A 14,077-nucleotide genomic window follows, 5' to 3' on the forward strand; every position below is an offset into this window, starting at 1 on the left:
GTGCGGGGAACACGGTTCTTGCCTATGACGCACGCGGCCGATTGGCGGTTCATCCCCGCGTGTGCGGGGAACACCGATGGCGGCTTCAGGAGCGGCCTCCAACGAGCGGTTCATCCCCGCGTGTGCGGGGAACACAACGCAATCCGGAGTATGTGAAGCCGTGACGCCGGTTCATCCCCGCGTGTGCGGGGAACACTCTTCCTGGAGAGCGTTGAATATGCTGCAGAATTTCAAAGAGCAGAATGCTACCGATTTTTTGGCGTGTTTCAGGTCAGGTCGAGCGGGATCCATTTTCGCCCGGCGGATGAAACGCTACTAGCTTCAGGCCGTCGAAATCAACTGGCATCCGGCGGTTCCGGCCGCATGTCTGGAAGTCGAAGCCGGCGTCATTCGGTGCGGCCCAGGCGATGACCGCATCACCGTCTTCGATCATCAGGGTGACCTGTTCGGCGATCATCTCGCGAGTGCGGGCGGAATAGGTGCCGATGTAGACGCCGGCCCGGACTTCCAGCAGCCACACCGCAAGCCGGCCGCGCAGGCGCGGCGGGGCGTTATTGGTCACAACCACCATCATGATCGATGTCCTGCATCGCCCGACGCGGCGGGGTCCGGGAAGGCCGGCCCGACTGCATCAGCGGGCGGTTCAGGTGGCGGCAGATCGCCGGCGAGAAGGATGTCCTCGATCGCCGGGATGAGGCGCCCCAGCAGATTGCTGCGCCGGAACACATCGCGGCACGCTTGCCGCACCTCACGATCAACCGGGCCGGACAACTTGCCCTTTGCGTGCTGTCCGGCAATGCGGAAGGCTTCGGGAACAACCGTCTCGAACTTGAAGATGTCAGCGATGTCATAGACAAAGGAGAGAGGCTTGCCCGTGTGAAGAAAACCGACGGCCGGGGCATAGCCGGCGGCGAGGATCGCCGCTTCCGTTAGGCCATACAGGCAGGATGTGGCCGCAGACAGGGCGCGGTTGGGCGTGTCGGATATGTCCCAGTTGTCGGGACTGTAGTTGCGCCGCGTCCAGGAGACGCCGAACTGCCGGGCAAAGCCCTCATACAGGGCCCGGACGCGCGCGCCTTCGATGCCGCGCAACTGGTCCACCGACCGCTTCTCAGGGGCCGGCTCGGAGAACCGCAGCTCGAACATGCGCCGGACAATCCTGAGCCGGGCCGCTTCGTCCATGGCGAGCCGGCATTGCCACAACAGCCGGTCGGAGCGGGCGCCGCCGGGCTGGCCCGAGGCATAAACCCGAACGCCTGCCTCGCCCACCCAGACCAGCAAGGTCCCCGCCCGGGCGGCCAGGGAGACGGCGGCATGGCTGATGCGCACACCTGGTTCAAGCATGATCGCCGCCAGCCCGCCGACCGGAATATGCATGCGGATTCCGTTGGCATCGACCAGCACGAAGGCGCCGTCGATGACATCCAGCTGGCCGCGTTCGACAAAGATGATCGAGGCCCGATCCTTCAGCGGGATCGGACGCGGCGGCGGCGCGCCGGGAAGAGACGTGTCGCCGCTCACGCGCGCCGGATCAGCATCAATCCGCAGCCGAATGCCCGGGCGCGGCCGAAGCCAAGGGCAAGCCGGGTGAGGAAAGCGGCAGGATCCGTGACGTCCAGCAAGCCCTGGACATCCAGCACGCCGAACCTCGCCGGCCTCTCGCGCTGACGGGGAACGTCCTCAACCGTGTAGCTGTCGACCTGGACGGCCGTGAGGGTGAAGCCGTTCGCCTCTCCCTGCCGGGACAGCCAGTCGCGCGCGGCAACATCCGCCAGCGCATCCCGCAGCCGGGCGCGCGGCCGGGGCGCCGTCGCGGCCTCCTCCTCGCTGCGGATCAGATCCATCGTCACATCGCACCGGCGGCGCAGGGCACGGCCATCCGGCCCTGTGCCGACCTTTCGGTTGACGGTGGCATTGACGCGCAGCTGGAACGCCAGCCGGTCCCCCGCAGACAGGTCCGGCGCGAACGGACGGGTCTCGACATCAAAGAACGGCGAGCCGTCGGCGGGCTTCGGGCCGAGGACGAAGTACCGGCTCAGGTCACCATCCCGCCGCCAGAGGAACCGGGGTGCCGTGCCATCCGGATCTGCTGCGATCCCGTCTGCCTGAGCGGACGGCATGACCGTCCACAGCAGCCGGTGGTCGATGCTGATCCGCGCGCCGGGCTGGTCCGGATTGAGCACGGCAATCAATGGCGCGACGGCTTTCGCATCCCGCCGCAGGGTCAGTCGTGACAAGTGGAGCTCACTCATGGCAACGCCTCGCCCTGCACGGCCAGCCTGATCCGGGTCACATACTCGGACCTGGACGAAAACTGCCATGACACCCGGCTGGCCGGGTCGTCACGGCGGGAATGAACGCGCATGCGCGCGCCCTCTCCTGCCGCGTCAGCCCCAAGATCCTCGGGACATTCGGCCGACAGGACCCCGTGATCAAAGCCGAAGGACCGCAGATGCGGGTCAGCCGACAGATAGGCCTGGAACGCCGCCGCAGCGGACGGCACCGCCAGCACCTGCGGATTGAGCGGACGGGCGAGCGGGCACGACTTTCGCCCCAGCCACAGGGCGAAGCGGGGCCGGCGAAACGCCTCGGCCAGTGACGGCAGAAGGTCGGATCCGTCCTGCACCGCAAATCCCGCCAGATAGAACACGTCGGACCTGTACTCCCGCCGGGTGATCGAGGTCTCAAGGCTGGCACGCCGCTTCAGCGCCTCCGCCCGGGTCGACGGCTGGCCGGCCGGGCCGGGCAAGGTCTGGAACGTATGGAAATCGGTGATCAGCTCGCCCGGGCGCAAGGTCAGGCTGGCGATGCGCAGCGCCGAGGCAATCTGCGCCTGCCCGGCCGCATCGTCCCGCCGGACACCGAGCGCGGCACCGGCGAGGCCGATGAGCGCCGACCGCGAGGGACGCTCCGCCGTGCCCCGCTGGGCGTTGCCGCCCGCCTCGCCGAAGCTCGCCAGTGGCGCGGCCAGCGCGATGACAAGCCACGCCCCGGCGGCATCCGCTGCCGGTCCCTCCGTCATTCCGGCACCGGCCAGTGCCCGCTGGCCGCAAAGCGCGCCAGATCATCCAGCGTGGCGCTGTCCGACGCGCCAACCTGCAGCACGCGCTCCTCGCTCCAGTCCTTGCCATAGGCTGCGGTGAACTCGTCACGCTTCGCCCGAAGGGCTTCGATGGAAGCAGCCGTGTGGTCATCGCCGGAGACGGGACGGGTGAACGCGCCGGCGAGCGTGCGCGGCTGGCCATCGCCCAGTTCCGCCAGGATGAACTCGGCGCGGACGTGGTTGGCATAGCTGTTCTTCTTGCCCGACGGCGAGGCGACGGCTGCCGCCCGCACCAGCGCTTCGACGGACCGCTGTGCCAGGGCAGTATCGCCGTCGAGGTTTTCCGCCAGCAGCACGCGGTCGACGCAGATGTAGAGATAGAAGATGCCCGCGCCGAAACCGGACTCGCCGATGAAGCCGGCCCCGGCGTCCTCTTCCGCGCGTTTCAGATCGTCGACGGCGGTGTAGAAATCATCCTCGACGGAGACACGGGCCGTGGTGAAGGCATGTGCCACCTGGACGGCGGCATCCCGGTTGAACTCCGGACTGTCCGCCAGCATGCGGCCGAACATGGCAATGTCGGCAGCACCGTCGGCCTTCAGCAGCACCTCCCTGGCGAGCTCCTTGTCCTTCGGCAGTTTCTCGCCCTTCAGCTTGCGCTCGGCCAGATCAAAGGCAAGTGCGCGCTCCTGCGGCGAGATGAAGGCCAGCTGCTCGATATAGGCGGGGTCCTTGTCCTTCTCGCTCTTGATCTTGCCGAAAGCGCCGGCAATCTCCCGGGCATAGGTGAGCGCTTCGGCCTCCGGTGCGCCCTGAGCCAAAAGATGGTTCTGAACCTCAAGCCCGAGCCGCTGGGTGCGGCTGCCGACATGATCCGTCAGCGCCAGGGCGAATGCGGGGTGGGTGCGAATGGCCCGCTTGATGGCCTGGCTGGAAATGCGCATCCGCGTCACCCCGCCCAGCGTCACGGTTTTCGGACGGCCAAGATCATCCCGGTTCGGATTGGAAGCCGGATAGGGCGTGAGGATGTGCAGTTGCAGGAAACGGGACATGTCAGTTCTCCTCAAGCTCTTCGGTCGCCTCGGCAGACGCGCTGGCAACGGCCGCCAGATCGCTGCCGTGGCCGCAGTATTCGAAGGTCCAGCGGCGGCGGACCTCGTCGTCAAACCCCGCCACCGAGCGGATAAAGTCGGGCATCTGGAACGGTGTCCGTCCGACGATGGCGATCGCACGCCGCGCCTGGCGCACGAACTGGTCCGGATCATCACCGGCGCGCAGCAGGGCGCTGAACCTGAGGGGGGAATACCGCGGCTTCTCGTCGGATGCCGACCGCGATCCACTGGCCGGCGTTCCAAGCAGGTCGGCAAATCGCACCATGGCCCCGCCGGCCGGATCGCCCGGACGCGCTGATGCAAGCAGGATGGCCAGCCCGGCCAGACGCAGTGTCGCCGCCGATGCCGCCGATTTGCCCCTGGGCCAGGCCGCGCCTTGCGCCTTCGTCACCCGGCTGATCAGCTCCAGCGTGGAGGGCAGAAGCAATGCCTCAAGCGGCCCGTCGGCCCGGCGCAGCTGCGCCCGCTGGCTGCGGTCCCCATCATGGCCATGGACGTCCGGATGCAGGGCCCGCCACCAGCGCAGGATCTCGGAGACGGCCTCATCCGTCAGATACAGCGTCATGCCAGTTCCCCCTCGCCGAGCGCCTTCGCCGGTTTCCGCGTCTTGCCGGATGCGGAAGGTTTGACCTTCGGCTCCGGCTTCGGCAGACCGAGCGCCTCGTAAAGCCGGCCCCCCGCCGCGCGGTAGCCCAGAAACACCCCCAGCAGGCCGTGGCGCGCCTTGACGAGCCGCTCCGCTTTTTGCGGATCAGCCAAAGGAATCGGTGCATGGAGATCGAACTGCGCCAGTGCCGCCCGCTGGATCGTGCGCAGCCAGGACTGGCGCAGCGGCGCCATGTCGTCGGGTGTCGCATCCGCCGGCAGCAGCAGCACCTGCGCCGTGATGGCGTGGAACGGCGCTTCGGTTGCGGCAAAGAACGCCGACTGCGCCTGCGCGAGCACGCCCTTGTCGCCGTCCGCCTTCGACGCCTCGCCGAGCACAGCCACACGCACCGCCTCGCGCAGGGCCGAAGCCGCCTCGCCCCCTGCCGCGGCAAGGCTGCGGGCAAACTGCGTCAGCTAGGCGCGCCTGATCTTCCGTCCCCGCCAGATGCATCGGCTGCTCGGCCGACAGGAAGGCCATCGCCTCCATGTTGTTCATGGCCCAGCCGCCAACCCGCAGCAGCGGATCCCGGCCAGAGGTGAGCAAGGCGGCAGCGCGCGCCTTGCGCGCCTGGGCAACCGTGCGCGGCATGTCGGCCAGCACCCCTTGCTCGGAGCCAAGCGCCACCGAAACCCAGTCGCGATAGCCGAACCGGCCGGACTTCGGCTTGACGCTGTAGGGCTCGCCATCCTTCTTCAGGCGCCGGTACGGCGTCAGCGGATGCTGCCACAGGCCATAATCAAGGCCATGCGGCTTCTGGACAAAGCCCGTCACCACAGGCCCCTCGCAGCCGGTCAGCGCACAGCGCCCGGCGGCAGGCCCCGGAACCAGCCGGATCCGGCGCGGCATGCCGAAAAACGCCTGCAGCGGATGCGCCCCCTCGGCCGGATCGGGATGGATCTTGCCGCCTGTGGCATCTGTGGCATCTGCGCCCTCCGGCGTCGCACCTTTCGCACCTTTCTGGTGGACTGGCGCGAGCCAGGGCAGCGCCGAGGCCAGACGCGCCGCCTTCAGCCGATTTGGCTCGGGGGTGACATTGGCCAGCAGCCGGCGCCACAGCGGCACCGGCGCAGACCCTGGACGCGCCTGCGGAATGACCAGCACGCTGAGCGGCCCGCCACCCCGCAGCGAGGTGCGGATGCCGGCCCCGCCAGCAGGAGCGAAGGCCTGCAAGGCATAAAGTGCCATGGCTGCGGCGGGCAGACCCAGCGCCGGATAGCGCCCGCGATGGGTCAGCACATCGGCGTTTTTCTTCTGGCCGTTCTGTCCCGGCGTGTCGATGAACAGGGCCTCGACATCCCACTGCGCGGCCGCAGCAACCCCGGCCTCGAAGGGCTCCGGATCCTGCAGGAACCGGGGACCATCACCGGTCAGCTCGAACGCGAAAGCCAGCGGCTGCAGCCTTTCGGCAAACTCCGGACCGGTCATCGCCCCGCGCCAGAGCGCGGCCCAGTCGTCCTCATCGCGCACATCAAGACAGATCTGGAGAAGGCCGATGCACAGCTCGTGGCACGCCATGTCGAGATCCGGCCGCCCCCAGGCAAATTCCACGGCATAGTCAGGGGCACTGCCGGACGGCGCCGGCACTGGCGCGACCAGACCGGGCAGGCTGACCCAGGCCTTTGCACCAGACCGCAGGAGCACGGGGAGCCACGCATCCGTCAGAAGATTGAGCCTCACCCCACCCCACAATCCCGCCTCGAAAGGCGGTTACATCCTGCAATCATTGCGAGTTTCATCGCAAGAAATGCACGCCAGAGCGATTGCGTCAAGACCGCATGGTGGCGCTAGCCATGCGGCCTTGACGCTGATAGGTTACATGGGGTTTTGAGACCGCATTGATTGGAAGCCAGCAGCGCTGGGATCCTGCCTCCGCGGCTCATGCGCCCGAAATACAGGTCTGATCATCATCGATTGCACCTCCTGTCGTATGAGAGTGAAGGTCAGCGACCAAACCGGCTCCACTCTCGGTCACGCTTGGCGCTGAAGTCGGGCCACCCCGACTTCAGCTCAAGCTTAGGTAGCATGCCCCGACGACTAATAGATGTCAAGGCCAGTTAAGACCAACAACAAGATACTTATTCTGTCTGAAATCCCCGCGTTTGCAGGGAACGCAGTACGCCCGACAACGAGATACGGCTCATCCCCTCATTGAAGGGGACATTGACCAGAAACACCAACCAGAGCCGATGTCAACATTCTGAGAGTGCCTCCAGCCAGGAAGTGCTCAAACACCCCGCATATGCGGGGAACACGCTCCAATGGGCAGCCCTTGCCCGGAGATAGCCGGTTCAACTCCGCGTGTGCGGGGAACACTCCGGCGTGCCCAGCTCGATCACCTGTTGCGGCGGTTCATCCCCGCGTGTGCGGGGAACACATTACAGAATGATGATTCAAGCGGGACGGCTCCGGTTCATCCCCGCGTGTGCGGGGAACACAAACGCAGGCCCTTCTGTCGCCGCCCTGCCGCCGGTTCATCCCCGCGTGTGCGGGGAACACTGATCCACTTCATGGATATCGACGCCGGCCGCCGGTTCATCCCCGCGTGTGCGGGGAACACTTCGCGGCCCGCTCCTGATCATCCCGTCGTCGCGGTTCATCCCCGCGTGTGCGGGGAACACCCACATGGGCCGATCTCCTTGAGCAAATGAGCCGGTTCATCCCCGCGTGTGCGGGGAACACCGCCCGGAGCATAGTCAGCGCTTGGTCGCGCACGGTTCATCCCCGCGTGTGCGGGGAACACGGCCGAATACGGCGCGATCCCGCAGCGTTCGCGGGTTCATCCCCGCGTGTGCGGGGAACACGCCTTTTGGAAGTGCCTGATTGCATTTGATAATTTCAAAGAGCGAAAAGCTACCGAAAAAATGCGCCGCGCGGAGCCTGTTCGAAAGGTGCCTGAAGCACGGACCCGTGGCAAGTGTGGCAGCCGCGATCTGGCGGGTCATTGCAGCAGGCGCTGGCGTCTCCCGAGGCGTGGCAGCGGCGGGTGTTGCGTTGCGCCGCCGGTGTTGCGCGGCGGCGCGTGAGTGCCGCCCGTCACGGCAGCAGGGGCCAGCCCGGCGGCCAGAGCCCAAAGCAACGCTGGGTCAATCGGGTCTGGCGGCGCGGCGCAAGCCGGTGCGCGCGTCATAGGAGAGGGCACGCGGCGGGGCACCCGGCACGTCCAGACGCCCGTCCTCCCTCAGGATCGCCACGACGATGGACTGCTCCCACTCCGGCCAGGACTGTTTCAGCCGCTGGCGCTGCGGATCGTCGCCCGCATCCAGCGGGCCAAGCCAGTCCCTGCGGCAACGCAGTTCGGACAGGGCCCAGGCCTCGACCAGCGCGGCGTTGTCCAAGGCCGCGCTGGCATGCGGCATCCCGGCGGATCGGGCGGCGACACTTGCGCCGTCCGTGTGCGGGCCGTCCGCATAGGGAACAAGATCATCGCCGTGCACACGGGCGAGCCGCACCGTCACCGTCTCCTCTCCCAGGCGCGTGCCGATGTCTTCTTCGTCCGACAGCGTATCGGGCAGCCCGCCATACCCATCGGCAACCTTGATGACATTGAAGCCTGCAAGGCCGCGCGCGGCCAGCTGCTGACCTCTCGCCTCCCGGCGCGCCTGCAGCAGGGGGGGCGGGATGTCGTCCTCATTCGCCGCATAGACCGATTCGATCAGCGGCCGCAGGTCGTCCGGCACCACCAGGGCGGGACGGGCGAACAGGTCGCGCGCGCTGCGCCACAGCACAGCAGGATCCTGATACGTATAGGCTGCCGGGCCAAGGGTTGCCTGCGCCCAGGCGGCCGTCTGCACATCGCCTGGGTCAGGTGACAGGATCAGCAGCTCCGGGCGTGGCAACGGACGGCTCGACGCGGGCCGAAGCTCCATGTGGCGCCACAGCCGGCCAGCCCGCTGCACCAGGAGATCGACGGGGGCAAGGTCCGAGAGCACGAGGTCGAAATCAAGGTCCAGCGATTGCTCGATCACCTGGGTCGCCACAACGATCCGCCCGGCCCTGTCCTGCGCGCTTGCCCCCTTGCCGAAGCGGGCGAGCACGTCCGCCTCGATGCTCTGGCGGTCGGCCTGCGTCATGCGGGCATGAAACAGGTCCACGGCGACCGGGGCGCCGGCTTGTCCAGGCGCCGCTTCGGTGCCGGCCGCTTGCCGGTGCAGCGCCTCGGCCATCTCGATGGCGGTGTCGACGGCGTTGCTGATAATGGCCACCGCCGCGCCCTTGCGCGCCGCTTGCAGCGCACGCGCCATCATCTCCTCTCGTGAGGCAAGGCGGGACAGATGAACTGTCCGCGCGAGGCGCGGATCAAACCCCGGCGCCTCTTCCCGCGCGCCACGTTCATCGACCACCGTGATGAGGGGATAGGGCACATCGCCGGACGCCAAATCGTTTGTGTGATCATCCGGATCCCGCTTGCCGAGACCCCGGGCGAAGGCTTCGGCGATGCGCTTCTTCTGGGCTGCAGACAAGGTCGCGGAGAGGATGATCGCAGAACCGCCGAGGGTGGCGTGGAGCTGGAGCAGTGTGGCCAGCTCTTCGCCCATATACGCATCAAAGCAATGCGCTTCATCGACCAGCAGCACCTTGCCAGCGAGCCCAATCTGCCGCAGCGCCAGATGCTTCTTGCGCAGGACGGCAAGGAAGGCCTGGTCGATCGTTGCCGCCCCCACATCTGCAAGCAGCGCCTTGCGGCGGTTGTCGGCCAGCCAGCGGGCGCAGAACGCGCCGGCACTGGTGGTGTCGGAGGCCGGCGCTTGCGGCGGGGCATCGGCGGGGGCGATGCTCTCCTGAAAGCGGGACGCAAGCTTCGACTGGCCATGCGCCAGCACCAGCGACGGCTCTGCGTCATCGGAAAAGAAGGCGCGGTAGACAGGCGCAAGGCGGGCGTACATGGCATTGGCCGTTGCCATGGTCGGCAGCGCCAGGAACACGCCTTCCGCCTTGCCGGCCGCGATCATGCGTGCCGCCAGAGTGAGCCCGGCTTCCGTCTTGCCGGCACCGGTCGTGTCCTCAAGGATCACAAGCACAGGCCCGGGCGGCAAGGGCAGGCTGTCAGCCCGCGCCTGCAGCGGCCTTGGCGCGGCGGCAGCCGCCGGGGCAACGCGGCTCAGTCCCGGGGTGCTGCAAGCCTGGCCCGGGCAGAGGCCCTTGCGGGCTAGCGCCGCCTTCGCCGCCGTCCGGGCCAGGGGCCAGTAGTCCGGCGCCGGCATCTGCGGGTCGAGAAACGGGAAGTCGTCGCTGTCGGATCCGACCCAGTCCGCCAGCGTGACAAGCCCGGCCAGTGCCCAGGACAGGCCGTGGAGCTGCGCCTTGCGGTGAACGCTCTCGAGCGAAGACGGCTGCAGGACCGTGTGGATCTGCCGGGCAATATCGGCAGCAGCGGCGACGCAGGCCGGGCCGAGATCCGGATCCGCCGCAGCATCCTGCGGGCTGGCGTTGGTCTCGGTTTCCGCCTTTGGTGGCCGACCATGATGGCCTGCAACGGCGGCGACCAGCGGGGCAATCGCATCAGTGTCATAGGCGTCGGGGGTGTTCGGGTCCGCCGGTGGGAAGGCCGGGAACAGGCCGCAGATCAGGGGCGCGACGGGCGCTGACCGCAACAGAAGCGCGCTGTTGCGCCAGTGGCGACGACCGGGCACAGGGACAAGATGCCCAAGCAGATCCTGTGGCCACAGATCCGGTTGCAAGGCCTGAAAACTGCGGGAGATCTTTCCAAGGTCATGCAGCGCGGCGAGAAAGACCAGAACAGGTCGAAGCAGATCCTGCGACGTGTTGAGACGCTCCGCCAGCCGGGCGACCAGCGCAGGACGAAGCGCGAGGTAGCAGTCAGCTGCGGCTGCGACATCGAGTGCGTGATGTAGGACAGTTTTGAACGGGAAGGTAACTACCACCCGCTCGGCCCCCATATCTTGGGTCTTTGCCCAGAACTGCCAGCTCACCGACTGCCTCCGTTCGACTGGTTGCATGCGCGAGTGAAAGCCGGAACGGCCGCCGATGCAAGCAAGAGATGTATCCGGCAAGCGGGCCGCAGACGTCGGGCTTGTATTGGCGTGTGAGCAGCTCGATGAGGCACGCCCGCCGCTTATGTTCCTGTTTTGTTCTATCTTGGCGATATTCTAATGCGCTTGAAGGGTTGTTTTATTTTAGGCTGATTTGGTTGCGGGGGCAGGATTTGAACCTGCGGCCTTCAGGTTATGAGCCTGACGAGCTACCGGGCTGCTCCACCCCGCGTTGAGGTGTTTGGCGGATTTTCCGCGGGTGTTATGTCTTGAGTGTTGAGAGGTTTGTCTGGACTTTGCAGGCCTGGCGGCGACCTACTCTCCCGCGTCTTGAGACGAAGTACCATTGGCGCTGGGGGGTTTCACGGCCGAGTTCGGGAAGGGATCGGGTGGGGGCCCCCGCTGGGGCCACCAGGCCGGCGAAGTGCAGACAGATGAGGAACTGGTCTTTTTGCCTTTTGAGGCATCGATGATTTTGGCGCATTTCCCTGACTATCGAGGGACTTGACGGACCGAAGGTCCGCAAGCGCGACGCGCGCCGGCCACGTTTGGCCGCCCTCGCGGAGGGCAGCGCCCGTGAGCGCTTTAGAATGGAATGGACATTGATTAATGAGAGTGATCAAGCCGAACGAGCTATTAGTAAGGCTCAGCTTCACGCGTTGCCGCGCTTCCACATGCCTCCTATCGACGTGGTGGTCTACCACGGCTCTTCAGGGAGAACTTGTTTTGAGGTTAGTTTCCCGCTTAGATGCTTTCAGCGGTTATCTATTCCGAACATAGCTACCCTGCACTGCGGCTGGCGCCACAACAGGTCCACCAGAGGTTCGTCCATCCCGGTCCTCTCGTACTAGGGACAGATCCTCTCAATTCTCCTACACCCACGGCAGATAGGGACCGAACTGTCTCGCGACGTTCTGAACCCAACTCACGTACCGCTTTAAATGGCGAACAGCCATACCCTTGGGACCTGCTCCAGCCCCAGGATGCGATGAGTCGACATCGAGGTGCCAAACAACCCCGTCGATATGGACTCTTGGGGGTCATCAGCCTGTTATCCCCGGCGTACCTTTTATCCGTTGAGCGATGGCCCTTCCACGAGGGACCACCGGATCACTATGGCCGACTTTCGTCTCTGCTCGACTTGTCAGTCTCGCAGTCAGGCAGGCTTATGCCATTGCACTCGACGACCGATTTCCGACCGGTCTGAGCCCACCTTCGCGCGCCTCCGTTACCATTTGGGAGGCGACCGCCCCAGTCAAACTACCCGCCACACACGGTCCCGGATGCTGTTACATCGCGGTTAGATATCCATGACGACAAGGGTGGTATTTCAAGGATGACTCCACGAGAGCTGGCGCCCTCGCTTCAACGTCTACCACCTATCCTACACATGTCGACACGAATACCAGTGTGAAGCTGTAGTAAAGGTGCACGGGGTCTTTCCGTCTGACCGCAGGAACCCCGCATCTTCACGGGGAATTCAATTTCACTGAGCCTATGCTGGAGACAGCGGGGAAGTCGTTACGCCATTCGTGCAGGTCGGAACTTACCCGACAAGGAATTTCGCTACCTTAGGACCGTTATAGTTACGGCCGCCGTTTACCGGGGCTTCAATTCGGAGCTTGCACACCTCCTCTTAACCTTCCGGCACCGGGCAGGCGTCAGACCCTATACGTCGTCTTGCGACTTCGCAGAGCCCTGTGTTTTTGATAAACAGTCGCCACCCCCTAGTCTGTGCCCCTCCTGGCTGGTTGCCCAACCAGAAGGCTCCCTTCTCGCGAACTTACGGGAGCAATTTGCCGAGTTCCTTCAGCATAGTTCTCTCAAGCGCCTTGGTATGCTCTACCTGTCCACCTGTGTCGGTTTAGGGTACGGTCTATACGCGGGGGCTATTTCCCGGGACACCTTCACCGCATCCCCAATCCAGTAAGGGGATACGATACACGGCATCCGTCACCACCCGCAGGCTGCAGAATATTAACTGCATTCCCATCGACTACGCCTTTCGGCCTCGCCTTAGGGGCCGGCTAACCCTGCTCCGATTAACGTTGAGCAGGAACCCTTGGACTTTCGGCGAGCGGGTCTCTCACCCGCTTTGTCGTTACTCATGTCAGCATTCGCACTTCCGATACCTCCAGGAGCCCTCACGGGTCTCCCTTCACTGGCTTACGGAACGCTCCGCTACCGCGCACTTACGTGCACCCGCAGTTTCGGCACATGGCTTGAGCCCCGTTACATTTTCGGCGCGGAACCCCTTATTTAGACCAGTGAGCTGTTACGCTTTCTTTAAATGATGGCTGCTTCTAAGCCAACATCCTGGTTGTTTTGGGAGTTCTACATCCTTTCCCACTTAGCCATGATTTGGGGGCCTTAACTGGCGGTCAGGGTTGTTTCCCTTTTCACAATGGACGTTAGCACCCACTGTGTGTCTGCCGACTAGTACTCCTCGGTATTCGGAGTTTGGTTAGGATCAGTAAGACGGTAAGTCCCCATAGCCCATCCAGTGCTCTACCCCCGAGGGTATTCGGTCGACGCTCTACCTAAATAGATTTCGCGGAGAACCAGCTATTTCCGAGTTTGATTGGCCTTTCACCCCTAGCCACAACTCATCCCCGACTTTTTCAACAGGCGTGGGTTCGGTCCTCCAGCACGTGTTACCGTGCCTTCAACCTGGTCATGGCTAGATCACCCGGTTTCGGGTCTAATCCAACGAACTAAGTCGCCCTATTCAGACTCGGTTTCCCTGCGCCTACACCTATCGGCTTAAGCTTGCTCGTTAAATTAAGTCGCTGACCCATTATACAAAAGGTACGCTGTCACCCTTTCGGGCTCCAACTGTTTGTAGGCATCCGGTTTCAGGAACTGTTTCACTCCCCTCGTCGGGGTGCTTTTCACCTTTCCCTCACGGTACTTGTTCACTATCGGTCGACAAGGAGTACTTAGGCTTGGAGGGTGGTCCCCCCATGTTCAGACAGGATTTCACGTGTCCCGCCTTACTCGAGGACCTAGTTTCTTTCTACCCGTACGGGGCTATCACCCAATAATGCCCGACTTTCCAGACGGTTCCGGTTCTTAAAACTAGGCCACTGGCCTGGTCCGCGTTCGCTCGCCACTACTAGCGGAGTCTCTGTTGATGTCCTTTCCTCCGGGTACTGAGATGTTTCAGTTCCCCGGGTTTGCCCCCTTGCGGGTACTCCATACGGAGTGGGTTGCCCCATTCGGAAATCGCCGGATCAAAGCTCATTCGCAGCTCCCCGACGCTTATCGCAGCGTATCACGTCCT

General features: G+C 64.6%; 8 protein-coding genes, 1 tRNA gene, 2 rRNA genes, 2 pseudogenes and 2 CRISPR repeat arrays (2 of these 15 cut by a window edge). All 13 genes and pseudogenes read right to left on the reverse strand.

The window, feature by feature from the left end; genetic code table 11:
• Positions 1-196: a CRISPR direct-repeat array (repeat unit 29 nt; unit sequence CGGTTCATCCCCGCGTGTGCGGGGAACAC) (it extends 1,114 nt beyond the left edge of the window).
• 75 nt (positions 197-271) lie between these two features.
• Complete coding sequence (cas2e, locus tag OVA12_RS11540) at positions 272-574, reverse strand: type I-E CRISPR-associated endoribonuclease Cas2e (protein WP_161677442.1); 303 nt, start codon at positions 572-574, stop codon at positions 272-274.
• Complete coding sequence (gene cas1e, locus OVA12_RS11545; protein ID WP_268137453.1) at positions 571-1,521, reverse strand: type I-E CRISPR-associated endonuclease Cas1e; 951 nt, start codon at positions 1,519-1,521, stop codon at positions 571-573. The genes cas2e and cas1e overlap by 4 nt, the downstream gene beginning before the upstream one ends.
• Entirely contained in the window at positions 1,518-2,252 is a 735-nt protein-coding gene (gene cas6e / locus OVA12_RS11550; protein WP_268137455.1) for a type I-E CRISPR-associated protein Cas6/Cse3/CasE, read from the reverse strand. The genes cas1e and cas6e overlap by 4 nt, the downstream gene beginning before the upstream one ends.
• Complete coding sequence (gene cas5e / locus OVA12_RS11555) at positions 2,249-3,022, reverse strand: type I-E CRISPR-associated protein Cas5/CasD (RefSeq protein WP_268137456.1); 774 nt, start codon at positions 3,020-3,022, stop codon at positions 2,249-2,251. The genes cas6e and cas5e overlap by 4 nt, the downstream gene beginning before the upstream one ends.
• A complete protein-coding gene (gene cas7e / locus OVA12_RS11560) occupies positions 3,019-4,095 on the reverse strand; it encodes a type I-E CRISPR-associated protein Cas7/Cse4/CasC (RefSeq protein ID WP_268137457.1) in 1,077 nt (358 codons plus the stop codon). The genes cas5e and cas7e overlap by 4 nt, the downstream gene beginning before the upstream one ends.
• 1 nt (position 4,096) lies before the next feature.
• On the reverse strand, positions 4,097-4,720 hold the full coding sequence (gene casB / locus OVA12_RS11565) for a type I-E CRISPR-associated protein Cse2/CasB (RefSeq protein ID WP_268137458.1): 624 nt from the start codon (positions 4,718-4,720) through the stop codon (positions 4,097-4,099).
• Positions 4,717-4,995: a hypothetical protein gene (locus OVA12_RS11570; RefSeq protein WP_268137459.1), complete on the reverse strand. Its 279-nt coding sequence runs from the start codon at positions 4,993-4,995 to the stop codon at positions 4,717-4,719. Before OVA12_RS11570 ends, casB begins: the two co-directional genes overlap by 4 nt.
• Before the next feature lie 6 nt (positions 4,996-5,001).
• Positions 5,002-5,151: pseudogene (locus OVA12_RS23990) on the reverse strand (hypothetical protein); the annotation flags it as partial.
• 70 nt (positions 5,152-5,221) lie between these two features.
• Positions 5,222-6,481, reverse strand: a pseudogene (gene casA / locus OVA12_RS11575) (type I-E CRISPR-associated protein Cse1/CasA); the annotation flags it as partial.
• Positions 6,482-7,088: 607 nt separating this feature from the next.
• Positions 7,089-7,605: direct repeats of the CRISPR family, unit length 29 nt; unit sequence CGGTTCATCCCCGCGTGTGCGGGGAACAC.
• A 282-nt stretch (positions 7,606-7,887) separates the two neighbouring features.
• Positions 7,888-10,734: a CRISPR-associated helicase Cas3' gene (gene cas3, locus OVA12_RS11580; RefSeq protein ID WP_268137462.1), complete on the reverse strand. Its 2,847-nt coding sequence runs from the start codon at positions 10,732-10,734 to the stop codon at positions 7,888-7,890.
• A 215-nt stretch (positions 10,735-10,949) separates the two neighbouring features.
• Positions 10,950-11,026: transfer RNA gene (locus tag OVA12_RS11585), tRNA-Met, on the reverse strand.
• Positions 11,027-11,096: 70 nt separating this feature from the next.
• A 5S ribosomal RNA gene (gene rrf / locus OVA12_RS11590) occupies positions 11,097-11,210 on the reverse strand.
• A gap of 199 nt (positions 11,211-11,409) precedes the next feature.
• Positions 11,410-14,077, reverse strand: a 23S ribosomal RNA gene (locus OVA12_RS11595); it runs 53 nt beyond the window's last position.

This window comes from Pannonibacter sp. SL95, assembly GCF_026672425.1.
In the GTDB taxonomy this organism is placed as follows: Bacteria; Pseudomonadota; Alphaproteobacteria; order Rhizobiales; family Stappiaceae; genus Pannonibacter.